The sequence below is a fragment of the Pseudomonas sp. E45-MNA-CIBAN-0222 genome, from assembly GCF_040310405.1.
In the GTDB taxonomy this organism is placed as follows: domain Bacteria; phylum Pseudomonadota; class Gammaproteobacteria; order Pseudomonadales; family Pseudomonadaceae; genus Stutzerimonas; species Stutzerimonas stutzeri_AC.
The window spans coordinates 294647-315787 of sequence record NZ_JBEOPU010000005.1 but is presented as its reverse complement, the minus strand read 5'-3'; the positions used below and the strand labels follow the sequence as shown (position 1 = coordinate 315787).

Genomic DNA, 21141 nt, shown 5'->3' with positions numbered 1-21141 from the left:
GCGATTCAATGTCCTTCAATATCGGTCTTAGCGGCCTGCGTGCCGCAAGCAAGGACCTCAACATCACCGGCAACAACATTGCGAACGCCGGTACTGTAGGCTTCAAGCAGTCGCGTGCGGAGTTTTCCGACGTGTATGCGTCATCGGTGCTAGGTACGGGGAAGAACCCGCAGGGCAGCGGCGTATTGATGTCCAACGTTTCCCAGCAATTCAATCAGGGCAACATCAACTACACCCAAAATGCGCTGGACTTGGCCATTAACGGCAATGGCTTCTTTCAGGTCAGCAACAACGGTGCGGTCAGCTACACCCGGGCTGGCTACTTCGGCACTGATCGCAGCGGTTTCCTGGTCGACAACTTCGGCTACAAACTGCAAGGCTTTCCCGTCGACGGTAATGGAAATCTGCAGAATGGCGTGGTTGGTGACCTGCAAATTCAGACCACCAATCAGGAACCCAAAGCGACCACCAAGATCGATACGGCCTTTAATCTGAACTCGACGCAGAAGGCGCCTGCCACATGGCAAGCCACGTATGACTCCGAATATTCCACCTGGATCAGCAACCCGGCAAACGTAGCTGATGTTGCGGCTCCGACCAATGCGGAAATGGTGCAGGCCGCTGCTTATGCGGCGACCCAGGCCAGTGCTACGTTCAATCCGTCCGATCCGACGACCTATAACAATTCCACGTCGGTAAGAATCTACGATTCTCAGGGTAACGACCATGTCATGACGCAGTACTTCGTCAAGACCAGTGCGAACACCTGGGACATGAAGGTGCTTGTAGACGGTCGTAACCCGGCGGACCCTGCGCAGGAGCCACCGCAGCCTTACGTTATGGGGCTGGCGTTCAATGCGTCCGGCGCGCTGACCTCCGTGGACACTGGCGGCTCTGCGCTGTTCAGCGTTTCGCCCGACCTGAAGGTGACGCTGAACTCGGCCACGGGCAATCCCCCTACAGGCGGCTGGATTCCCGCCATTTCAAACGGCGCTACTCCCGCCACTTGGTCCGCTAACGGCGCTCTAGCCAACCCGGATGGCATTGTGCTCGATTTTTCGAAGTCGTCGCAGTACGCCAGCACCTTCGCCGTCAACAGTGTGAGCCAGGATGGTTACACGACTGGCGAGCTTGCAGGCTTGGAAATTGACGATAGCGGGGTAATTTTTGCGCGCTACACCAACGGCCAATCCAAGGTGCAGGGGCAGATCGTTCTGGCGAACTTCGCCAACGTGCAGGGCCTCACTCCTGTCGGCAAGACACAGTGGGTGCAATCGTTCGAATCCGGCGAGCCTGTCGTCGGCACGCCGGGGTCCGGCACGCTAGGCGCGCTGCAGGCTGGTGCGCTGGAAGACTCGAACGTCGAGCTGTCGGATCAACTGGTTAACCTGATCGTTGCCCAGCGTAATTATCAGGCCAACGCCAAGACCATCGAAACCGAAAGCGCGATCACGCAGACCATCATCAATCTGCGTTGATAGGGGTGGCAATGGAGCATTGCCGCTGACGGCAGTATTCCGCCGCTTCCGCAAGAGAAGGCCCGCCAGGGCCTTCTTCTTTTTCTGAAATTTCAATTAATTCAATGGCTTGCCTAGGGTGTCCGGTGCTGGCACGCGCCTTGCATTTTCTCTGATCAACAGAATCGCAAGTGTCAAACTCGCGTCTCGGAGAAGTCGATGGACAAGATGCTCTACGTGGCCATGACCGGTGCCAGCCAGAATGCGCGGGCCCAACAGGCCCATGCCAACAACCTGGCAAATATATCCACTACCGGCTTCCGCCGGGACTTCGAACAAGCGCGCTCGATGCAGGTATTCGGTGACAGCCATCCGGCTCGGGTCTACGCCATGTCGGAACGGCCTGGCACCGATTTTACTTCGGGCACGCTGCAGGAAACTGGTCGTGATCTGGATGTCGCCATCGAGGGTGAGGGCTGGATTGCTGTGCAGGCTCCTGATGGTAGCGAGGCGTATGTTCGCACCGGTAGCCTGAATATTGACGCGCTCGGAATGTTGCGCACGGCTCAAGGTATGCCTGTTATGGGTAACGGTGGGCCGATCGCGATTCCTCCGGAGGAGAAGATTGATGTCGGCCAGGACGGCACCATCAGTATCCGGGCTTTGGGCGAGAACCCGAATATCGTGGTTACGGTGGACCGAATCAAGATGGTCAATCCGGATCCACAGCAGTTGGAAAAGGGCACCGATGGCCTGATCCGCATGAAGGACGGTCAGGCCATTGAGCCGGACGCAAATGTACGAGTCGTTTCGGGCTTTCTTGAGGCAAGCAATGTGAATGCCGTAGCTGAAATGACTTCCATCCTGGCGCTGTCTCGCCAGTTCGAACTGCACGTAAAGATGATGCGCACCGCCGAAGATGATGCGGCTGCCATGGCGCGCGTACTGCAAATCAGCTAATAGCGTGGCGCCGGCGGCGCACGAGGAGAAAGCTCATGCTTCCAGCACTTTGGGTCAGCAAGACGGGATTGTCCGCTCAGGACATGAACCTGACGACCATTTCCAACAACCTGGCCAACGTTTCCACCACTGGCTTCAAGCGTGATCGGGCCGAGTTTCAGGACCTGCTGTATCAGATTCGTCGCCAACCTGGCGGCCAATCCAGCCAGGACAGCGAGCTGCCATCGGGCCTTCAGCTGGGTACCGGTGTACGGGTGACCGGCACCCAGAAGATATTCACCGCGGGCAGTTTGCAGACTACCGAGCAGCCGCTAGATATGGCTATCAACGGCCGCGGCTTTTTTCAGGTTCTGCTGCCTGATGGAACGGTTTCCTACTCTCGCGACGGCAGCTTCCACCTGAGCTCCGATGGTCAGTTGGTAACCTCAAACGGTTATGCGCTGGAGCCTGCCATCGTGGTTCCGCCGGAAACCCAGACATTTACGGTTGGCGAAGACGGCACGGTATCGGTGACGACGGTGGGCAATCCCCAGCCGCAGATCATCGGCAACCTCCAGACCGCAGACTTCATCAACCCGGCCGGTCTCCAGGCGATGGGAAACAACCTGTTCTTGGAAACCGCCGCCAGCGGTGCGCCACAGGTGAGCACGCCGGGGCTCAACGGGCTGGGCACGGTTCTTCAGAACACTCTGGAAAACTCCAACGTTAGCGTCGTCGAAGAGCTGGTGAACATGATCACTACTCAACGCGCCTACGAAATGAATTCCAAGGTGATTTCCACCGCCGATCAGATGCTGTCGTTCGTTACGCAACAGCTCTGATCGAGCGTTCGCCGTTGTATACGGGTACGCACAGCTTGTGCTGCTCGCAGTAGTTTCGATGGCCTGTCATGGCTTGAGGTGTTTATGAGCCGCACGTTGATTGTTGTCTCGCTGTCATCCGCCCTGGCGCTGGTCGGATGTGTTGCTCCTGCGCCGAAACCGAACGATCCGTACTACGCACCGGTGCTGCCGCGTACGCCGTTGCCGGCGGCGCAGAACAATGGCGCGATCTATCAGTCGGGCTTTGAAACATTCCTCTATGGTGATCGCAAGGCCTACCGAGTCGGCGACATCATCACCATTACCCTCAACGAGCGGACTCAGGCCAGCAAGAATGCATCGTCGAAGCTTTCGAAGGACAGCAGCGCCAGTATTGGCCTCGGCTCGCTGTTCGGTGGTGCGGTTTCGATGGCCAATCCTCTGACGGGAAACTCGATGAACCTGGGTGCCGAATACGACGCATCGCGGGATACGTCCGGGTCCGGCCAGGCCGGTCAGAGCAACAGCCTAACCGGTTCGATTACCGTGACCGTCTCCGAAGTACTGCCCAATGGCATCTTGGCCGTACGGGGTGAGAAGTGGATGACGCTCAATACCGGCGACGAACTGGTGCGCATTGCGGGCCTGGTTCGCGCAGACGATATCTCCACCGACAACACGGTTCCGTCCACCCGTATTGCCGATGCGCGAATCACCTATTCCGGAACCGGTGCCTTTGCCGATGCCAGCCAGCCTGGCTGGCTCGACCGATTCTTCATGAGCCCTATGTGGCCTTTCTGACCGGAGCTGATGCCATGTGGAAAAAAATGCTTCTGCTCACGGGTTTACTCACGCTTTGCGCTGGCGCCCAGGCTGAACGTTTGAAAGACGTTGCAACCATCCAGGGTGTACGGAGCAACCAGCTGATCGGCTATGGTTTGGTCGTAGGGCTAAATGGCAGTGGTGACCAGACCACTCAGACCCCGTTCACCGTGCAAACCTTCAACAACATGCTTGCTCAGTTCGGTATCAAGGTGCCGGCTGGTGGCAACATCCAGTTGAAGAACGTCGCGGCCGTGTCCATCCATGCCGAGCTGCCGCCGTTCGCCAAGCCGGGGCAGACCATCGATATCACGATCTCGTCCATCGGCAACGCCAAGAGCTTGCGTGGCGGCAGCCTGCTTATGGCGCCACTCAAGGGTATCGACGGTAACGTCTATGCGATCGCTCAGGGCAACCTGGTAGTGGGCGGCTTCGATGCAGGTGGTGCGGATGGCTCGAGGATCACCGTTAACTCACCGTCGGCGGGCCGCATTCCCGGTGGTGCGATGGTAGAGCGTCCGGTTCCGAGCGGTTTCAACCAGGGCAACACGCTGACGCTGAACCTCAATCGCCCGGATTTCACTACGGCTAAGAACATCGTCGATCAGATCAACGACTTGCTTGGCCCGGGCGTCGCGCAGGCGCTCGACGGCGGCTCGATCAGTGTGACCGCGCCGCTCGATCCGAGCCAGCGTGTGGATTACCTGTCGATTCTGGAAAACCTCGAAGTGGAGATCGGCCAGGCGGTAGCCAAGGTCATCATCAACTCGCGTACTGGCACTATCGTGATCGGCCAGAACGTGCGGGTTCAACCTGCTGCAGTGACCCACGGCAGCCTGACCGTAACCATTTCGGAAGACCCGCAGGTCAGCCAGCCCGAGCCGTTCTCGGATGGGCAGACGGTCGTCGTGCCCAACACCCGCGTCAAGGCCGAACAGGAAGCCAAGCCGATGTTCAAGTTCGGCCCGGGTACCACGCTGGATGAAATCGTTCGGGCGGTGAATCAGGTTGGTGCGGCGCCTAGCGATCTGATGGCCATTCTCGAAGCGTTGAAGCAAGCCGGCGCGCTGCAAGCCGACCTGATCGTGATTTAAGGGTAGCGATATGGAAAATCGACTCGGAAACGGTGGTCGCGGCCTCGATAGCGGCAGCTACACCGACCTCAATCGTCTCAACCAGCTCAAGGTCGGAAAAGATCGGGATGGGGAAGAGAACGTGCGCAAGGTTGCGCAGGAGTTCGAGTCGCTTTTTCTCAACGAAATGCTCAAGTCCATGCGGTCGGCCACCGAAGTTCTGGCCAAGGACAACCCGCTGAACAGCCAGGCGAGCAAGCAGTACCAGGAAATGTACGATCAGCAGTTGTCGGTCAGCTTGTCGAAAGAAGGCGGCGGCATCGGGTTGGCGGATGTCCTGGTGCGCCAGTTGAGCAAGCAGACCGAAACGGTTACGCGAAATAACCCCTTCGCGCAGGTGGCGCAGACCGAAGGTGCTGCCTGGCCGAGCAAGCCGACGGCCGCCGCCGAATCCACTCGAGATGATTCCCGGCTGCTGAATCAGCGTCGGTTGGCATTGCCAGGCAGATCGATCGAGCGGCAGGTGGCAGATGTTACGGCTACCGCCCAGACACCCGCCGCCGAAGGTGTGCAGCCATTGGTAAATGTCGACTGGAAGCCTGCTACGGCCTTCGTGCCGCCGAAGGACAAGCCGTTGACAGTCAATGGCGTGGAGAAGAGCGCACCGAATGCGCCGAGCAAGACGCGCTTCGCTTCCTCCGAAGAGTTCATCGCTCACATGCTGCCGATGGCCGAGAAGGCGGCGGAGCGCCTAGGTATCGAGCCGCGTTTCCTGGTCGCGCAGGCGGCGCTGGAAACCGGTTGGGGTAAATCCATGATCCGTCAGAAGGACGGCAGTAACAGTCACAACCTGTTCGGTATCAAGGCGACCGGCTGGAAAGGGGAGTCCGCCACCGTAATGACGACCGAATACGTCAATGGCAAAGCAACCCGTGAAAAGGCGGGCTTCCGTGCCTATGACTCGTTCGAGCAGAGCTTCGACGATTTCGTCAGCTTGCTGGAAAACAATGGACGCTATAAGACTGCTATTCAGGTTGCCAGTAACACCGGCGACTCGGAGCGCTTCGTCAAAGAGTTGCAGAAAGCCGGATACGCCACAGACCCGCAGTACGCCCGCAAGATCACTCAGATTGCGCGCAAGATGCAGACCTATCAGACCGTCGCCGATGCGAATTCGGTGCCCGCCATGCGGACCAGAGGCTAAATCATGGCTGACCTATTGAGCATTGGCCTTTCTGGCCTGGCTGCCAGCAAAACCCAGCTGTCTATCACCGGCCACAATATCACCAACGTCAACACGCCTGGTTATAGCCGCCAAGATGCGACCCAGGCCACCCGCTCGCCGCAGTTCAGCGGCGCCGGCTACATCGGTTCGGGTACATCGCTGGTCGACATTCGCCGAACCTATAGCGAGTTTCTTACCAGCCAGCTCCGTAGCAGCACTTCGCTGAACAGCGACGTTGAAGCCTACAAGAGCCAGATCGATCAGCTGGATTCACTGCTGGCAGGTACCACTACAGGTATCACCCCGTCGCTGCAGAAGTTCTTCTCTGCATTGCAGACCGCTGCCGAGGATCCGGCGAATATACCGGCGCGCCAACTGGTGCTGGCCGAGGCCGAGGGTCTGTCGCGGCGTTTCAATACCGTCTATGACCGTCTCTCCGAGCAGAACAACTTCACCAACAAGCAAATGTCTGCGGTCACCGACCAGGTCAATCGACTGGCTGGCAGCATCGGTAGCCTGAACAATGCGATCGCTATCGCAGCGGCGAACGGCAAACAGCCGAACGATCTGCTTGATGCCCGCGATGAAGCCGTACGCCAGTTGTCCGGCTATATTGGCGTTACCGTGGTTCCGCAGGACGACAGTAGCTTCAACATTTTCATAGGCAGTGGCCAGCCCCTGGTAGTGGGCAGCACGGTGGCACAGCTCGAAGTGGTGCCAGGGCAGGGCGATCCCAACCGTCACGAAGTGCAGTTCATTAGCGGCGGTTCGCGGCAGGGCATTACCTCGCAAATATCCGGTGGTGAGCTGGGCGGATTGATCCGCTATCGCGAGGAAGTGCTGGACTCCACCATGAACTCGTTGGGCCGGCTGGCGCTTGCCGTCAGTGATCAGGTCAACACTCAATTGGGGCAGGGGTTGGATCTGAAGGGCCAGGTCGGCTCAGCGCTATTTGGCGATTACAACGATCCGGCCCTGGCCAAGCTGCGCGTCAACGCGTTCGCCGGCAACAGCAATGCGCAGCCAGTACTGAACATTACTGATACCAGCGTCCTCACCACCAGCGACTACCTGATGGAATACGACGGTGGCGGATATAAAGTCCGTCGCCTGAGCGACAATCAGCTGATGACCGTAGCGGAAAATCCGTCCGGCACGCTGTCGATCACTGACAAGAATGGCCGCGACCAAGGGTTCCAGGTCGTGCTCGGCACCCCCGCACCGGCTGCGGGGGACAAGTTCACATTGCAGCCTACTCGGCGCGGTGCATCCGATATCAAAACGACGTTGGATCAGGCCGATCAGTTAGCGTTTGCCGCGCCTGTGCGGGCGGAAAGCAATTTGCAGAACGCCGGCACTGGCGCGATTGGTCAGCCGGACATGATCTCGGGGCCTTCACCGATTAGCATTCCCGCGTTGCAGGGGGTGTTTGGCAGCAGTGGAGCGACGCTCACTTTTACCGACCCCGGAACCGTTACGATTACCGGCGGTACTGCTCAATTTCGCAACGTTGATAGCAGTACGAGCCCACCGACGGTTACTTACTCTTCGACCGCGACCATCCAGCCAGGACAAAAAAATTCGTTGGTAGTGGGTGATGCCAACCACCAGTTCGAGTTTTCTTTGAGCGGTACGCCTAAAGACGGCGACAGGTTCTCAATGGCGTTCAACCAGGGCGGTGTCTCGGATAACCGCAACGCATTGAAGCTGGTGGACTTGCAGACGAAGCAAACCGTTGGCGTGGATGCGGCTGTGAATGGTTCGGGTTTCAGTTTTACCGATGGTTATGGCGAGCTGGTCGAACGCGTCGGTACGCTGACCGCACAGGCAAGGATGGATAGCGATGCGACCGGCTCGATTCTGAAGCAGGCTACTGATAATCGTGATTCGTTATCGGCAGTCAACCTGGATGAGGAAGCGGCCAACCTGATCAAGTTCGAGCAGTACTACAACGCTTCGGCTCAGATCATTCAAGTTGCCCGCTCTTTGTTCGATACATTGATCAGCACCTTCAGGTAACAGGCCCGACCTATGCGCATTTCTACCGTGCAAGCATTCAATAACGGCGTCGCCGGGTTGCAGCGCAACTATGCCAACGCGACCCGTACCCAGGAGCAGATCAGCACTGGCAACCGGATTCTCACGCCTGCCGATGATCCGGTTGCTTCGGTGCGTCTGCTGCAGCTTGAGCAGCAGCAGAATGTGCTTACTCAGTACAACTCCAACCTGACTGCCGCGAAAAACAGCCTCACCCAGGAAGAAGTTACGCTCAACTCGGTGAATACCGTGTTGCAGCGGGTGCGCGAGCTGGCCGTTCAGGCGGGTAACGGGGCTTTGAGTGCAGAGGACCGCAAGTCGATCGCATCTGAGTTGACCGTACGCGAGGATGAGCTGCTTTCGCTGATGAATACTCGCAACGCTCGAGGTGAATACCTGTTCTCCGGCTTCCAGGGCAAGACGCAACCGTTCGTGCGCGCAGGAGATGGTAGCTACAGCTATCAGGGTGACGAAGGGCAGCGCAAGCTACAGATCGCCAGCTCGCTGAACATCGCCATCAGTGATAGCGGCAAGTCTATATTTGAAAACGTGACTAACGCGGGGCGCTACCAGAGCACGCTGGATACAACGGGGCAGCCGGGTTCGACGCTGAGTGTTTCGCCACCGCTAGTTCAGGATGAAGTTGCTATCAGCGGCAATCCAGCGTTCCCAGCAGCAGGGGTAGGGGTACGCTTCACTTCTGAGACCCAGTACGTGGTTTACGATCTGGCCGCCCCTCCGGATTTCAATAATCCTCCAATCGACGACAGTCTTGTCTTGGCTTCCGGTGCGGTCGACCAGAATGACAAAACCACCGAGAAGCTGGTGTTTCGGGGTGTCGTCATTCAATTCGATGGCGTTCCCGCAGGGGGCGAGACGGTTGAGATTCAGCTGGATTCGGATGCACAGAAACAGGGCATTCTGGGGACGATATCCAACCTACGTATGGCTCTGGAAGATCCAGCATCCAGTAATGCCAATATTCGGGACGCGGTTGCGGTTGGGCTTTCCAATCTGGATCACGGCATGATCAGCGTGGATTCGGCTCGGGGTAATATCGGCGCCAGGCTCAACGTGATCGAGAGCACCCAGACCGACAATGAAGACGTGACCCTGGTGAATAAATCCGTCCAGGCCGAGCTTCGTGAGCTGGACTACGCGGAGGCTCTGTCGAGATTGTCGTTTCAGACGGTCATACTCGAGGCGGCGCAGCAGAGTTACGTCAAAATTAGCGGGTTGAATCTGTTCAACGCCATGCGCTGAAGATCTTGACGAGGTTCGCAAAAAGACCACCTCGTTTTGACTTTGCCCCGCAGGTAGCTAGATTGGCTGACGCGGAGCAGGAAGTCCCGCACGACGTACTTTACGACCTCATAAGGACATGACCATGCGCAAAGCTCTACTTGCCGCTGCGGCTTTTGCCGTGTTTTCCAGCGTATCCTTCGGCGCCTATGCCGCTCCTCAGGCCCAACCTGCACCAGCAACCACTGTTGCCGTAGCTCAGGCGTCTGTGAATCTAAACACCGCCGACGCCCAGACGCTATCTCGCGAGCTGCGAGGCATCGGCGCAACGAAGGCCAAGGCCATCGTTGACTATCGGGAGGAGCATGGCCCGTTCAGCTCGGTAGATGAATTGCTCGAAGTGAATGGCATTGGCTCGGCAACGCTGGAAAAAATCCGCAATCAACTCAGCCTTCAGTAACGCTGCACCGAGGCCGATCGCAATGATCGGCCTCTTGTTTCAAAGATCGCCCGCTTTGCTCCCCTATCTGCTGTGATTGCTGTCGATGAGGGCGAACGCCCAGTGCTGCCACCAGTCGAAGTGCTTGTAAAGCCATTGACAATCCACGGTTATGCACATTCGGAATAGCGCGTCTCTCGTTTTTATCTCCCGCCGCTGCTTGATTTTACAGAGCTCGTAAGTTGTTGATTTTTAATGCTTTGGGTCGCTGGATAAAAAAACACCGATCTGTTCAGCAGCCCCGTAGATAGGGCATTAGCGGCAGTCATCCATAAACTGTTCACAAGGTTATCCACAGGATCGGTGGATAACGTTCTCAATGTCAGTGATGACGCAGGTTGGAGGCATGAGATGAAGGCACCCTGGAGTTTCCTTAGATATCTTCCAATCGCGCAGCGTCTTATCAAGCGTGGAAAAATTCCCGCGCTTCTGCTCGCCGTGGCGCGTAAATCTTCGTCCAAGCGCGGACTGCTTAAGGGGCTGAGGGAGGATCTGAGTCTCTTGCAAGCACTTTGCGTAGCTTGGTGGCGTGGAGAGTATCGCGCGATCAACCCGCAGGCACTGGTCGCAGTGGTCGCCGGCTTGCTCTACTTTCTTTCGCCCATAGACGCCATTCCGGACTGGATACCAGGCCTCGGCTTTGTCGATGATCTTGCTGTATTGGGCTGGGTTATGCGCAAGTGGTCGGGCGAGCTGGATGCTTTCAGAGCATGGAAAATGGCCCAGACGGCAGAGCGCCAGGCGGGTCTGCAACAGTTGCCTGATCTGAATGAACCCAAGGCTCCAAGCAAGCCAGTCTGATGCCTGGCTAGAGCCGGTAAAGAGTCCGTTGGTCGATACCTGGCGCACATTTGCGGCGTTGATCTCGATTCGTTCTTGCATGCGGCAGGTTGGTAGCTTCAACCAGCCGCTCGGGCTGTTAAGATCCCGCTTCTGATCGATCAACGACGCCAGGGGGAAACGGATGAATGTTCAGGTCATCATGCGTGACGGCGCACCGGAGTACGCCGTACTGCCATGGGACGAGTATCAGGCGCTCCTGAATGCAGTCGGTGTGCGCTCGCCTGCTGCATCCGCTGCTGCTTCTGAAGACCAGCCCAGGCCACCTCTAAGCGGGTTGTCTGCGCTGCGCGATGCCAAGGGTCTTAGCCAGGAAGCCCTGGCACGCCTGGTCGGAATCAGTCCTGCATATCTCGGATTGATCGAGACGGGCGAGCGTGAGCCGGATGCCGCTATCCGCCGCGCTCTGGCTCGTGCGATGGACATTTCCGGATGGGAGGATGACGTTTGAGCAAACAGGCGGCGATATCCATTAGCCGTCAGCATTGGCAGGCATTGATCAGCGAGCTGGATCACGCGCGTCGGCAGCGACATCTGGTGACCTATCGCGCACTGGTCGAGCGCCTGCAGCTGCCCACACCTGCGATGCAAACTCTTACTGCGGCGCTGGAACACCTCGCCGCATTGGATGCCCGTTCGGAGCGTCCGTTACGCAGCGCGCTGGTTATCAGTCAAGGCGCCAGCCGCCTGCCACGTATTGGCTTTTTCGAGTGCGCCTCGCGTCTCGGGCGTTTCAGCGGACCAGCAGATGGTGCTGCGGCGGCGTCCTGGCATGCTGGAGAAGTAGCGCGGGTATTCGAGTTCGATTATCCGGAGGAACCCTGATGCTGGGGAGGCTACGTGCGCGGCTAGGCTATGTCGCTGCCCGCAAGTTGATGATGTCCCACCACGCTGTCCAGCAGCCCAAGCTCTGGCGTTGGATGGAGGGGCAGTTTGCACGCATGGCAGCTCTCGGGGACGTGTCAGCACAGAGCTTCTACGGCCACATTCTGTATTTTCGCGGCCGTGGTTATGGTGCCAAGCAGGAAGGCGTCCGGCTCCTGCGGCTGGCGGCCACTGCAGGTGACATGAAGGCGGCTTACCAGATGGGTGTCGTCAGCCTGAGCGAAGACGCATCGCATGGGCCTGACGGCGGCGAAGCCGCCCGCTGGTGGACGAAGGCAGCTGAAGCTGGGCACCCTCTGGCTGCTGTCAGGCTCGAGCAGCTTTACCGCGCTGGCGGCCATGGTCTAGCTGCTGACGTCCAGCAGGCAGACCGCTACAAGGCGAAGGCGGCGCAGCTGGGGTTATGACTGGCCTTTAAAGGGTCGCCTGCATCAATGACATGAAAGCTGGGGCCGTTAATCTGCTTCGCGTAGCGTTTAGCCTCCGAGGCCATAGCGGCCAGCCTGCCCGCATCTAGTCGATCAGTGTGCTCCGGGCGCACATTCACTACACCTACGGATAGCGACAGCAATGCGTAGCGCTGCTCACAGCCGTCACGGCTGGAGGAAATGAAACACTCGGCGTCGAGATGCTCTTGCTGGTAGAACATCCTGCTACGAAACATGAAATCACGCTGCAGCTGCTCGATACCTTGCTTCCAATCACGGCCGCTCAGCACCAGCATGAAGTCGTCGCCGCCGATATGGCCTACGAAATCCACCTGTGGATCTATCCGTTCGTTCAGGCATTGGGCCAAACACAGCAGCACCTCGTCACCCTTCGCGTAGCCGTACAGGTCATTGAATGGCTTGAAGTTGTCGATGTCCACATAACAGACCGACGCTTGCCGTCGTTGCAGCAACAGTCGTGTCAGACATTGCTGGATCGGCACGTTTCCCGGTAGCAATGTCAGTGGATTGGCGTGGCGCGCTTGCTGGATCTTCAGTTCAGTGATCAGTCTCAATACGTCGATTACACGGCCAAGACCATGGTAGCGCCCGGCGAGAGTGATGACGAAGTCCTCTTCGATTCGCTGGCGAGCACGACTGGTGAGCAGCCGGCTAACTTGTTGTAAAGACTGGTCGAGACCGACGGCGAGGAAGTCCTTGCTCATGAGTCGGCTGAGAGGTTTGCGCGCTAGCAGATCTGTGGCGAAGGGCTTCAGTAGCGCGTCGGAGATCAGGCCGCGGTGGACGATGCCTACTGGCCTGGCGTCGGCGTCCAGCACTGCAATGGAGTTCAGGTTGGGCTGCCTACGAAACGCATCGAGCGCCTCGGCAACCGGCCGGTCTGCGGACATGGCTGGTTGCTGCATTAGCAGAGCGGACAGATTCACGGAGTCCTCGCCGAAACCGGTCTGCTGTGCTTCAGGCGAAGGCAATACCTCTTCGATATCTTGCATTGGTAGTTCCTGGGGGCGCCCGAGCAGGTAGCCCTGGACCAGATCAATGCCCATGCTGGCCAACACCGCCAGCTCTTCGCGTAGTTCGATGCCTTCGGCGATAACTTGGGTACGAGAGGCGCGAGCGATCTTCAGGATGGATTCGACGAACTCGCGTTTGACCGGATCTAGATGGATGCCATCGATGAAATAGCGATCGATTTTCACGTAATCCGGGCGCAGTTCGGACCACAGGCGCAGGCTGGAATAGCCTGCGCCCAGATCATCCAGGGCGATGCTAAAGCCCATCGAGCGGTAGTGATGAAGCGCCTTGTCCAGCAGTTCAAGGTCATCGGCAGGCGCCTGCTCGGTCAGTTCGATAACCACCTTATCGGGAGAAATTCCGAAGGTGCGGAGCAGCTCAAGCGTTCGTCCAGGTTTGTGTGTTGCGTCAAGCAACGTTTCCGGGGAAGCATTGAGAAAGAGTTTGCCGCGCAGGGCTATCTGGCTATAGCGACGACATGCAGTTTCCCTGCAGCTCATCTCAAGTTCATTGAGGCGGCCTGCGTGGCGGGCCGTGGTGAGCAGGTTGATTGGGGAATGCAATGGGCCGTTGGATGGGCCGCGGCTGAGAGCCTCGTAACCGAGAATGCGACGTTGCGAGAGTGAAACAATGGGTTGGAAAAGCGTTGTGATGTCTCCGTGAGCAAGGATATGTCCCAGCGTGCTCAACTGCTCGGTGACTGTCATGGGGTTCTCTGGGCGTGAAAGAAAAAGGGCCACGAGTGTGGCCCTTTATTTCACGACGTCATGATGTCATTTTGATGACATTGGTGCGGTGCTTAGGTCAGTGTTTGGCCATGGCCGAGCTCAGGCCGAGATAGTCCAACAGGATCCGGCCGCTCTCGGAGAGATAGGCATCGTCTTCCGGTTTAGGCTTTTCTGTTTCTTTGTGAGGCGTGGTTTCGTCCTCCTTCTCCAGCTTAGCCAGCGGCTGCTCGCCCTTGGCCAGGCGCAAGGCGTTCTCCAAGGCAAGCTGGCGCTTCTCAATGTCGGCCTGTTGCGCGCGGCGCTTTGCTTCATTGAGGCTGACAGTCGTCTCGTGCATCAGCTCCTGAGCCAAGGCCAGACGATCACGCGTGAACACGAAGTCCGGGTTCTCTCCGGTGCGTGCTTCATGACGAGCCTTGAGTTCAGCAAGGAATGGCTTGAACGGATTCATATCCGGGTTGATCGCGGCTTTGATGCTATCCCAGGGCAGGGCTTCCGGTAGCGCACTTTCTCCGATTTCCTTGGTATCGACATCCGCCGGGTAGGCGATGTCGGGAATCACGCCTTGGTGCTGGGTGCTCTGCCCAGAAACACGGTAAAACTTGGCAAGGGTGAGCTTCAGTTCGCCGTGGTTGAGAGGCTGTATCGTTTGCACAGTGCCTTTGCCGAAGGTCTGACCGCCAAGCACGAGTGCGCGATGGTAGTCCTGCATCGCGCCAGCGAAGATCTCAGATGCGGATGCGGAGAGGCGATTCACAAGCACGGCGAGCGGGCCTTTGTAGTAAACGCCAGTTTGCTCGTCGGCGAGGACGTCCACACGACCGTCGCTATTGCGCACGAGCACTGTCGGGCCCTGGTCGATGAACAGGCCGGTCAGCTCTGTGGCTTCCTGCAGTGAGCCACCACCGTTGTTGCGCAGGTCGATGACGACGCCGTCTACTTTCTCGGCTTCCAGCTCAGACAGCAGCTTCTTGACGTCCCGCGTGGTGCTCTTGTAGTTCTGATCCCCGGCGCGCAGCGCCTTGAAATCGAGATAGAACGCCGGGATTTCGATGACGCCAAGCTTGAAGCTCTGCCCTTGATGATCGAGCTTGAGCACCGACTTCTTCGCCGCCTGCTCTTCGAGCTTCACCGCTTCGCGAGTGATCGCCACGACTTTGCTCTTCTGGTCGTTAGGTGCGTTGGTCGCCGGAATGACCTCCAGGCGAACCACTGAGCCTTTCGGGCCGCGAATCAGCTTGACCACTTCATCCAGACGCCAGCCGATTACATCGACCATATCGTCGTTGGCCTGCCCGACACCGACGATCTTGTCAGCCGGAGCAAGCTGTTTGCTCTTTTCGGCGGGGCCTGCCGGTACCAGGCGCACGATTTTGACGTGCTCGTTGTCGCTCTGCAGCACAGCACCTATGCCTTCGAGGGACAGACTCATGTTGATGTCGAAGTTCTCTGCATTGTCTGGCGACAAGTACTGAGTGTGTGGGTCGTACGACTGAGCGAAGGCATTGATGTAAGCCTGGAACACGTCCTCACCACGGGTCTGGTTCAAACGCGCAAGCTGGTTCTTGTAGCGCTTGGTGAGCAGCTCCTCTATGGCCTTTGGCTCCTTGCCGGCAATCTTCAGGCGCAGTACTTCATCCTTCACGCGCTTGCGCCATAGATCGTCCAGTTCAGCAGCGTTCTTGGCCCAAGCGGCTTTCTCGCGGTCGACCAACAGTTCTTCGTCGACGGTGAAGTCGAAGCTATCGACGCCCTTGTCCAGCAGCCCCAATGCGTAGTTGAGGCGGTTCTGCAACCGTTCGAGGTGACGCTTGTAGATGGCAAAGCCGGGCTCAAGGTTGCCACCCTTAAGGAAATCGTCGAACTGATTACGCCACTTCCCAAATTCCTCTAGATCGGAGGCGAGGAAAAAGCTGCGTGACGGATCGAGCATTTGAATATAACTGTCAAAGATCTTCGCGGAGCGTGCATCGTTCAACGGTGGCTTGTTGTAATGATGGCGCTTGAGCAGCTCGACGACGTTCAGGCTGGCAATCACCTGGTCACGATCAGGTTGCAGGTAGTCCCAGTTCTCCGGCGTGCTGACGGCTTTGGCCATCGCCAGGGAGGCATGGAGGCCGAAAAGAACGGCGAGAACGGTGCAGGTCAGCGAACGTTTCATGGCTTGGGGGCGACGTAAGGCTAGGGAATAACGCATATTAGGCCATCTAAAGTAAGCGCCGGTTCGGTTTTCCGTCCGGCGGTGGAAAGCACAAGCCCGATGGTACAGGTGGTCGAAAAAGGCCAGCGAGCGATCAGTTGGGTGGACAGAGATAGGAACCACTATGGAGGCAGCATGAAGGCATTGCAAGGCATCGAGGGGCATCTGGATTGGGCTGAGCGACCGGCTCCGGCGTGCGGTGAAGGCCAAGTCCGTATCCGCGTGGCTGCAGCGGGACTGAACCGCGCAGACCTGTTGCAGCGTGCCGGGCATTATCCGCCGCCAGCAGGTGTTACCGACATCCTGGGGCTGGAATGTGCTGGCGTTATCGCCGAGGTAAGCGGGCGCAGTCGCTGGAAGGTGGGCGATCGCGTATGCACGTTGTTGGCAGGTGGCGGCATGGCCGAAGAAGTGGTGGTCGACGCCCGTCATGCGCTGCCGGTTCCCGAGGGCATGTCGTTGCACGAGGCCGCAGTGATTCCGGAGGTATATGCCACGGCCTGGCTCAATCTCTATCGCCTGGGCGCATTACTGGCCGGCGACAAGGTACTGCTTCACGCTGGTGCCAGCGGTGTCGGCTCTGCGGCGATCCAGCTGTGCAAGGCCTTTGGCAATCCCTGCTGGGTCAGCGTCGGTTCGGCCGAGCGGCTGGCCTACTGCGAATCGCTGGGCGCGCAGGGCGGTGTGCTACGGGGTGACTCGCTCGAAGCGCTGCGCGATTTCGGTCCGTTCGACATGATCCTCGATCCGGTCGGTGCGAAGTACGCCGCACTGAATATGCAACTACTGGCGATGGATGGGCGTTGGGTGATGATCGGCTTGATGGGCGGACGCAAGGCCGAGATGGATCTGGCTGGTTTGCTGGCCAAGCGCATCCAGTTGATCGGCTCGACCCTGCGCAGCCGCGACGCCGATTACAAGGCCGGGCTGCTAGCGGAAATGGAAGAGAAGGTCTGGCCGCTGTTCACCCAGGGCAAGCTTTCGCCGCGTCTGGAGCGAACCTTTGCCATCGGTGATGTGGAGGCTGCATTCGAAACGCTGGCCAGCAACACCGTGTCCGGCAAGGTGGCCCTGGTGATCGATAGCGCGATTTCCTGATCCGCATCATCCTGATGTAGACGAGCCAGAACTGGCCCTATCTTGATAAAACGGGCAGGTTGCAGATGTTGCAGACCTGCCTGGTGTGGCTCAAGGCAGCTGGCTGCTGGCGTAGAAGGCGGTCAGCACCTTGACCAGATGCGCCAGATCCTGGCTGCCCGCTAGCTCCCGGATCGAGTGCATGGCGAAGGTAGGCAGGCCAATGTCGACGGTACGCACACCCAGCTGGCTGGCCGTGATCGGGCCGATCGTGGAGCCGCAACCCATGTCGCTACGGGTGACGAAACTCTGCACCGGTACTTCGTTCTCCAGACAAAGATGACGGAAGAACCCGGCGGTTTCGCTGCTTGTGGCGTAGCGCTGGTTGTTGTTCACCTTGATCACCGGGCCAGCGTTGAGCTTAGGCCCGTGGTTGCCGTCGTGCTTGTCGGCGTAGTTCGGGTGCACCGCGTGGGCATTGTCGGCGGAGATCAGCAGGGAATGGCTGATGGCGCGCTGGAAGTCGTCCTCATCCGGCAGCACTCGACGCAAGACCTGCTCCAGGAACGGGCCATCCGCGCCGCACAACGAGGTCGAGCCGACTTCCTCGTGATCGGTGCAGACCAGTACGCAGGTGTGCTCGGGTTCGGCGTTCAGCAAGGCCTGCAAACCCGCAAAGCACGAAAGCAGATTGTCCAGGCGGGCGCCGGCGATGAAGTCACCGTGCAAGCCGATGACCGCCGCGCTCTGGGTGTCGTAGAAGCTCAGTTCAAAGTCCAGTACGACGTCGGCGACCAGGCCATGTTCACGGCCGAGCTGATCGGCGAGCAGCGCGCGGAAGTCCGGGCTTTCCTGACTGGCGATCTGCGCGAGGATTGGCGGCAGCTCGTTCTGGGCGTTGATGGCCCAGCCCTGATTGGCTTCCCGGTTGAGGTGAATCGCCAGGTTCGGAATCGTCGCGATCGGCACCTTGAAGTCGATCAACTGGCTCTCGATGCGGCCATCACGGCTGTAGGTGACGCGGCCGGCCAGCGACAGATCGCGGTCGAACCAAGGAGCGAGCAGGGCGCCGCCATACACCTCGACACCCAGCTGCCAGAAGCCCTGGCGCTGCAGCTCCGGCTGTGGCTTGACCCGCAGGCACGGGCTGTCGGTATGGGCGCCGACCAGCCTCAGGCCATGCTCGACGAGCGACTTACTGCCCAGTTGAAAGGCGATGATGGCCGAGTCATTGCGGGTAACGTAATAACGCCCGCCAGCCTCGGTATGCCAGGCCTCGCGTTCGTCCAGCGCGCGGTAGCCAGCGGCCTGCAGTGCTTGGGCGAGATTCTGGGTGGCATGGAAGGGGGTAGGCGAGGCCTGCAAGTAGTCGATCAGGCCTTGGTTGAGAGCTTTGCGCATTTCGGACTCCGGACTGCAAGCATCGAAGTCTATCCCATTGCAATGTGCGGCAGCAGTCCTTTACGGGCTTGGGACTCAGTGGCGTCGAGCGATTACTTCGAACAGGTGCCAGTGCTTGCTGTGACCTACCGCGGTCTTGCCGTCGAACTCGAACTCGTTGAGCTCCACTAGCGTCCAGCTTTCGAATTTCCGTAGCAACCGCTCGCGACCGTGAATGGTGTAGCCCTTCGCCGCCCAGCTGTCGTGCGGCCCGAAGAAGTGCCCGGCGAACACGCCGCCCGGGCGTAGGCATTGGGTTATCCGTGCCCAGAAATCGTTGAATGCTTCCGGCTTGCAGAATGGCAGCGCGAAGCTTGCGTTCACTAGATCAGCGATCGGTAGCGGCGTCTCGTTCTCGAATGGCTGGCACCGAGTGGTGAGCCTACCTGACAAGCTGGGGTCGGCCTGCACGCGCAGGACTTCCAGAGCATCTGCAGAGTGGTCTACAGCGACCACCTTCCAGCCAGCACGCAGCAGAGCCAGACTATCGCGTCCGGCGCCGCACCCCAGGTCCAGAGCCTGGCCAGGGGAGGCGCTCCATAGGTCGAGCGCCTTGCGAAGGGTTGGGTGCGCTGGTGCGCCCTGGGTCGCTTCGAGAAAACGCTCCATCAGAACGGTGCCGGGCATTCGAAGCGTAGCCGCTCGCCGGTTTGCGGATGAGTCAGTGCGAGCATGCTGGCGTGTAGGCACAGCCGTTCGTGGGCTTTCAGTGCCTGCTCATGTGCGTATAAGCGATCGCCGAGTAGTGGGTGCCCGATCGACAGCATATGTACTCGCAATTGGTGAGAGCGGCCGGTGATAGGTGTCAGCTCGACGCGGCTGTAATCGCCACAGCGTTCGAGCACGCGCCAGAAAGTCAGGGCATGCTTGCCCAGCTCATGATCGACCACGTGACGCGGTTTGGTCGGCGGATCGTAGCGAAGTGGCAGGTCGATGCTGCCGCTGTCCTGTTCCGGCTCGCCCCAGCACAGTGCGGTGTAGGCCTTTTCGGTTTCACGATCATGGAACTGACGGGACAGCTCACGGTGCGTATCAGCGTCGCGGGCAAGCACGATAAGCCCGGAGGTTTCCCAGTCCAGGCGGTGCACGATGCGCGCTTCGGGATAGCCATTTTCCTGCAGACGGGTTACTAGACAGTCACGGTTGTCTTCGGCGCGACCCGGTACGGACAGCAGCAAGGTCGGCTTGTTGATGACCAGAAGGGCGGCGTCCTGATGGACGATCTCGATAGCGCTAAGAGGCATTCGCTTTTCCACAAACGAAGACGGCGACCCGTGGGCCGCCGTTTCTGTACGCCGGTTTCGCTCAGCGATCCGGCAGGGTGATGTTCAGCTCGAGAATCGAGCAGCTGCCCTGATCCTCGAGTGCAACCTGGACCTGGTCGCTGTCAATGTTGACGTACTTGCGGATCACCTCGACCAGTTCTTTCTGCAGGGCCGGCAGGTAGTCCGGCTCAGTGCGCTGGCCACGCTCGTGGGCGACGATGATCTGCAAACGCTCTTTGGCGATTGCAGCTGGGGATTCCTTCTTCTTGCGTTCACGGAAGAAGTCGAAAAGGTTCATTCGCGGCCTCCGAAAAGTCGTTGCAGGAAGCCAGGCTTCTTCACGTCGAGGAAGCGGTGCACCACTTCCTTGCCGAGCAGACGGTCCACGGCATCGCTATAGGCCTGGCCGGCATCGCTCTGATCGTCGAGGATCACAGGGATGCCTTGGTTGGACGCCTTGAGTACGGCCTGCGACTCGGGAATTACGCCAAGCAGGCGGATGGAAAGGATTTCCTCGACGTCCTCGACGCCGAGCATTTCACCTTTGGTGACGCGTTCGGGGTTGTATCGGGTCAGCAGCAGGTGTTCCTTGATAGGCTCCTCGCCGCTCTCGGCGCGGCGCGACTTGCTAGCAAGCAGGCCGAGCATGCGGTCGGAGTCGCGTACCGAGGAAACTTCCGGGTTGGTTACGACGATGGCTTCGTCGGCGAAATACATGGCCAGGTGCGCGCCTTTCTCGATACCGGCTGGGGAATCGCAGATTACGTATTCGAAGTTCTTGCCCAGCTCGTCTATGACCTTACCGACGCCTTCTTGAGTCAGGGCGTCTTTGTCGCGGGTCTGGCTGGCAGCAAGCACGTAGAGGTTCTCTAGGCGCTTGTCCTTGATCAGTGCTTGGGTAAGGGTGGCATCGCCGTTGATGACGTTGACGAAGTCATAAACTACTCGACGCTCGCAGCCCATGATCAAGTCGAGATTCCGCAGGCCGACGTCGAAGTCGACGATGACGGTCCTGTGGCCGCGCAACGCGAGGCCGGTGCCGATGGCGGCGCTGGTGGTGGTTTTACCAACGCCACCTTTGCCGGAAGTGACTACGATGATCTTGGCCAAGGTGATTCACCCTAAAAA

Annotated in this window: 21 protein-coding genes; 14 read left to right on the top strand and 7 right to left on the bottom strand. The window is 58.8% G+C overall.

The window, feature by feature from the left end; all coding sequences use genetic code 11:
• The first annotated feature begins 8 nt into the window (after positions 1 to 8).
• The 13 genes from AAEZ08_RS10235 to AAEZ08_RS10175 all read left to right on the top strand — a co-directional run bounded on the left by AAEZ08_RS10235 (position 9) and on the right by AAEZ08_RS10175 (position 12247).
• A complete protein-coding gene (locus AAEZ08_RS10235; RefSeq protein WP_058064174.1) occupies positions 9 to 1478 on the top strand; it encodes a flagellar hook protein FlgE in 1470 nt (489 codons plus the stop codon).
• A 198-nt stretch (positions 1479 to 1676) separates the two neighbouring features.
• Entirely contained in the window at positions 1677 to 2417 is a 741-nt protein-coding gene (gene flgF, locus AAEZ08_RS10230) for a flagellar basal-body rod protein FlgF (protein ID WP_058064175.1), read from the top strand.
• 35 nt (positions 2418 to 2452) lie between these two features.
• Positions 2453 to 3238 (top strand): flagellar basal-body rod protein FlgG, encoded by a 786-nt coding sequence (gene flgG / locus AAEZ08_RS10225; RefSeq protein ID WP_058064176.1) that lies wholly within the window; start codon positions 2453 to 2455, stop codon positions 3236 to 3238.
• Between the two features lie 84 nt (positions 3239 to 3322).
• Entirely contained in the window at positions 3323 to 4018 is a 696-nt protein-coding gene (gene flgH, locus AAEZ08_RS10220; protein ID WP_500124212.1) for a flagellar basal body L-ring protein FlgH, read from the top strand.
• 14 nt (positions 4019 to 4032) lie between these two features.
• Positions 4033 to 5133: a flagellar basal body P-ring protein FlgI gene (locus AAEZ08_RS10215; RefSeq protein ID WP_102821442.1), complete on the top strand. Its 1101-nt coding sequence runs from the start codon at positions 4033 to 4035 to the stop codon at positions 5131 to 5133.
• Between the two features lie 10 nt (positions 5134 to 5143).
• Positions 5144 to 6316, top strand: coding sequence for a flagellar assembly peptidoglycan hydrolase FlgJ (gene flgJ / locus AAEZ08_RS10210; protein WP_500124211.1), 1173 nt, complete (start codon positions 5144 to 5146; stop codon positions 6314 to 6316).
• Positions 6317 to 6319: 3 nt separating this feature from the next.
• Positions 6320 to 8356, top strand: a complete 2037-nt coding sequence (flgK, locus tag AAEZ08_RS10205; RefSeq protein WP_500124210.1) for a flagellar hook-associated protein FlgK — start codon at positions 6320 to 6322, stop codon at positions 8354 to 8356.
• A gap of 12 nt (positions 8357 to 8368) precedes the next feature.
• A complete protein-coding gene (gene flgL, locus AAEZ08_RS10200) occupies positions 8369 to 9637 on the top strand; it encodes a flagellar hook-associated protein FlgL (protein ID WP_181066787.1) in 1269 nt (422 codons plus the stop codon).
• Between the two features lie 124 nt (positions 9638 to 9761).
• Positions 9762 to 10076 (top strand): ComEA family DNA-binding protein, encoded by a 315-nt coding sequence (locus tag AAEZ08_RS10195; RefSeq protein WP_058064182.1) that lies wholly within the window; start codon positions 9762 to 9764, stop codon positions 10074 to 10076.
• Positions 10077 to 10466: 390 nt separating this feature from the next.
• Positions 10467 to 10916 carry a YkvA family protein gene (locus AAEZ08_RS10190; RefSeq protein ID WP_058064183.1) on the top strand — a complete coding sequence of 150 codons (450 nt, stop codon included), beginning with the start codon at positions 10467 to 10469 and terminating at the stop codon, positions 10914 to 10916.
• Positions 10917 to 11079: 163 nt separating this feature from the next.
• Positions 11080 to 11406, top strand: a complete 327-nt coding sequence (locus tag AAEZ08_RS10185; protein ID WP_181066786.1) for a helix-turn-helix domain-containing protein — start codon at positions 11080 to 11082, stop codon at positions 11404 to 11406.
• Positions 11403 to 11780 carry a hypothetical protein gene (locus AAEZ08_RS10180; RefSeq protein ID WP_058064185.1) on the top strand — a complete coding sequence of 126 codons (378 nt, stop codon included), beginning with the start codon at positions 11403 to 11405 and terminating at the stop codon, positions 11778 to 11780. The genes AAEZ08_RS10185 and AAEZ08_RS10180 overlap by 4 nt, the downstream gene beginning before the upstream one ends.
• The gene (locus AAEZ08_RS10175; RefSeq protein WP_058064186.1) at positions 11780 to 12247 is read left to right on the top strand and encodes an SEL1-like repeat protein; all 468 of its coding nucleotides are present in this window, start codon (positions 11780 to 11782) and stop codon (positions 12245 to 12247) included. The genes AAEZ08_RS10180 and AAEZ08_RS10175 overlap by 1 nt, the downstream gene beginning before the upstream one ends.
• Here AAEZ08_RS10175 and AAEZ08_RS10170 read toward each other — a convergent pair.
• Positions 12214 to 14010, bottom strand: coding sequence for a bifunctional diguanylate cyclase/phosphodiesterase (locus tag AAEZ08_RS10170; protein ID WP_181066785.1), 1797 nt, complete (start codon positions 14008 to 14010; stop codon positions 12214 to 12216). The two genes, AAEZ08_RS10175 and AAEZ08_RS10170, sit on opposite strands and share 34 nt — an antisense overlap.
• A 97-nt stretch (positions 14011 to 14107) precedes the next feature.
• Positions 14108 to 16192 (bottom strand): carboxy terminal-processing peptidase, encoded by a 2085-nt coding sequence (locus AAEZ08_RS10165; protein WP_058064188.1) that lies wholly within the window; start codon positions 16190 to 16192, stop codon positions 14108 to 14110.
• Between the two features lie 174 nt (positions 16193 to 16366).
• Here AAEZ08_RS10165 and AAEZ08_RS10160 point away from each other — a divergent pair, with 174 nt between their 5' ends.
• The gene (locus AAEZ08_RS10160; protein ID WP_427702408.1) at positions 16367 to 17329 is read left to right on the top strand and encodes an NAD(P)H-quinone oxidoreductase; all 963 of its coding nucleotides are present in this window, start codon (positions 16367 to 16369) and stop codon (positions 17327 to 17329) included.
• 90 nt (positions 17330 to 17419) lie between these two features.
• Here AAEZ08_RS10160 and AAEZ08_RS10155 read toward each other — a convergent pair whose 3' ends face one another.
• The 5 genes from AAEZ08_RS10155 to minD form a co-directional block, all read right to left on the bottom strand.
• Positions 17420 to 18709: a M18 family aminopeptidase gene (locus tag AAEZ08_RS10155; RefSeq protein WP_003285606.1), complete on the bottom strand. Its 1290-nt coding sequence runs from the start codon at positions 18707 to 18709 to the stop codon at positions 17420 to 17422.
• Positions 18710 to 18784: 75 nt separating this feature from the next.
• A complete protein-coding gene (locus AAEZ08_RS10150; protein WP_102821560.1) occupies positions 18785 to 19375 on the bottom strand; it encodes a class I SAM-dependent methyltransferase in 591 nt (196 codons plus the stop codon).
• Positions 19357 to 19992: an RluA family pseudouridine synthase gene (locus tag AAEZ08_RS10145; RefSeq protein ID WP_003285609.1), complete on the bottom strand. Its 636-nt coding sequence runs from the start codon at positions 19990 to 19992 to the stop codon at positions 19357 to 19359. The genes AAEZ08_RS10150 and AAEZ08_RS10145 overlap by 19 nt, the downstream gene beginning before the upstream one ends.
• Positions 19993 to 20053: 61 nt before the next feature.
• Positions 20054 to 20311 (bottom strand): cell division topological specificity factor MinE, encoded by a 258-nt coding sequence (minE, locus tag AAEZ08_RS10140; RefSeq protein WP_003285611.1) that lies wholly within the window; start codon positions 20309 to 20311, stop codon positions 20054 to 20056.
• Complete coding sequence (gene minD / locus AAEZ08_RS10135; RefSeq protein WP_003285612.1) at positions 20308 to 21123, bottom strand: septum site-determining protein MinD; 816 nt, start codon at positions 21121 to 21123, stop codon at positions 20308 to 20310. Before minD ends, minE begins: the two co-directional genes overlap by 4 nt.
• Between the last annotated feature and the right edge of the window lie 18 nt (positions 21124 to 21141).

Coding starts and splice junctions, on each gene's coding strand:
- AAEZ08_RS10235 (WP_058064174.1), top strand. CDS start 9: ATGTCCTTCAATATCGGTCTTAGCGGCCTGCGTGCCGCAAGCAAGGAC.
- flgF (WP_058064175.1), top strand. CDS start 1,677: ATGGACAAGATGCTCTACGTGGCCATGACCGGTGCCAGCCAGAATGCG.
- flgG (WP_058064176.1), top strand. CDS start 2,453: ATGCTTCCAGCACTTTGGGTCAGCAAGACGGGATTGTCCGCTCAGGAC.
- flgH (WP_500124212.1), top strand. CDS start 3,323: ATGAGCCGCACGTTGATTGTTGTCTCGCTGTCATCCGCCCTGGCGCTG.
- AAEZ08_RS10215 (WP_102821442.1), top strand. CDS start 4,033: ATGTGGAAAAAAATGCTTCTGCTCACGGGTTTACTCACGCTTTGCGCT.
- flgJ (WP_500124211.1), top strand. CDS start 5,144: ATGGAAAATCGACTCGGAAACGGTGGTCGCGGCCTCGATAGCGGCAGC.
- flgK (WP_500124210.1), top strand. CDS start 6,320: ATGGCTGACCTATTGAGCATTGGCCTTTCTGGCCTGGCTGCCAGCAAA.
- flgL (WP_181066787.1), top strand. CDS start 8,369: ATGCGCATTTCTACCGTGCAAGCATTCAATAACGGCGTCGCCGGGTTG.
- AAEZ08_RS10195 (WP_058064182.1), top strand. CDS start 9,762: ATGCGCAAAGCTCTACTTGCCGCTGCGGCTTTTGCCGTGTTTTCCAGC.
- AAEZ08_RS10190 (WP_058064183.1), top strand. CDS start 10,467: ATGAAGGCACCCTGGAGTTTCCTTAGATATCTTCCAATCGCGCAGCGT.
- AAEZ08_RS10185 (WP_181066786.1), top strand. CDS start 11,080: ATGAATGTTCAGGTCATCATGCGTGACGGCGCACCGGAGTACGCCGTA.
- AAEZ08_RS10175 (WP_058064186.1), top strand. CDS start 11,780: ATGCTGGGGAGGCTACGTGCGCGGCTAGGCTATGTCGCTGCCCGCAAG.
- AAEZ08_RS10170 (WP_181066785.1), bottom strand. CDS start 14,010: ATGACAGTCACCGAGCAGTTGAGCACGCTGGGACATATCCTTGCTCAC.
- AAEZ08_RS10165 (WP_058064188.1), bottom strand. CDS start 16,192: ATGAAACGTTCGCTGACCTGCACCGTTCTCGCCGTTCTTTTCGGCCTC.
- AAEZ08_RS10160 (WP_427702408.1), top strand. CDS start 16,367: ATGAAGGCATTGCAAGGCATCGAGGGGCATCTGGATTGGGCTGAGCGA.
- AAEZ08_RS10155 (WP_003285606.1), bottom strand. CDS start 18,709: ATGCGCAAAGCTCTCAACCAAGGCCTGATCGACTACTTGCAGGCCTCG.
- AAEZ08_RS10150 (WP_102821560.1), bottom strand. CDS start 19,375: ATGCCCGGCACCGTTCTGATGGAGCGTTTTCTCGAAGCGACCCAGGGC.
- AAEZ08_RS10145 (WP_003285609.1), bottom strand. CDS start 19,992: ATGCCTCTTAGCGCTATCGAGATCGTCCATCAGGACGCCGCCCTTCTG.
- minE (WP_003285611.1), bottom strand. CDS start 20,311: ATGAACCTTTTCGACTTCTTCCGTGAACGCAAGAAGAAGGAATCCCCA.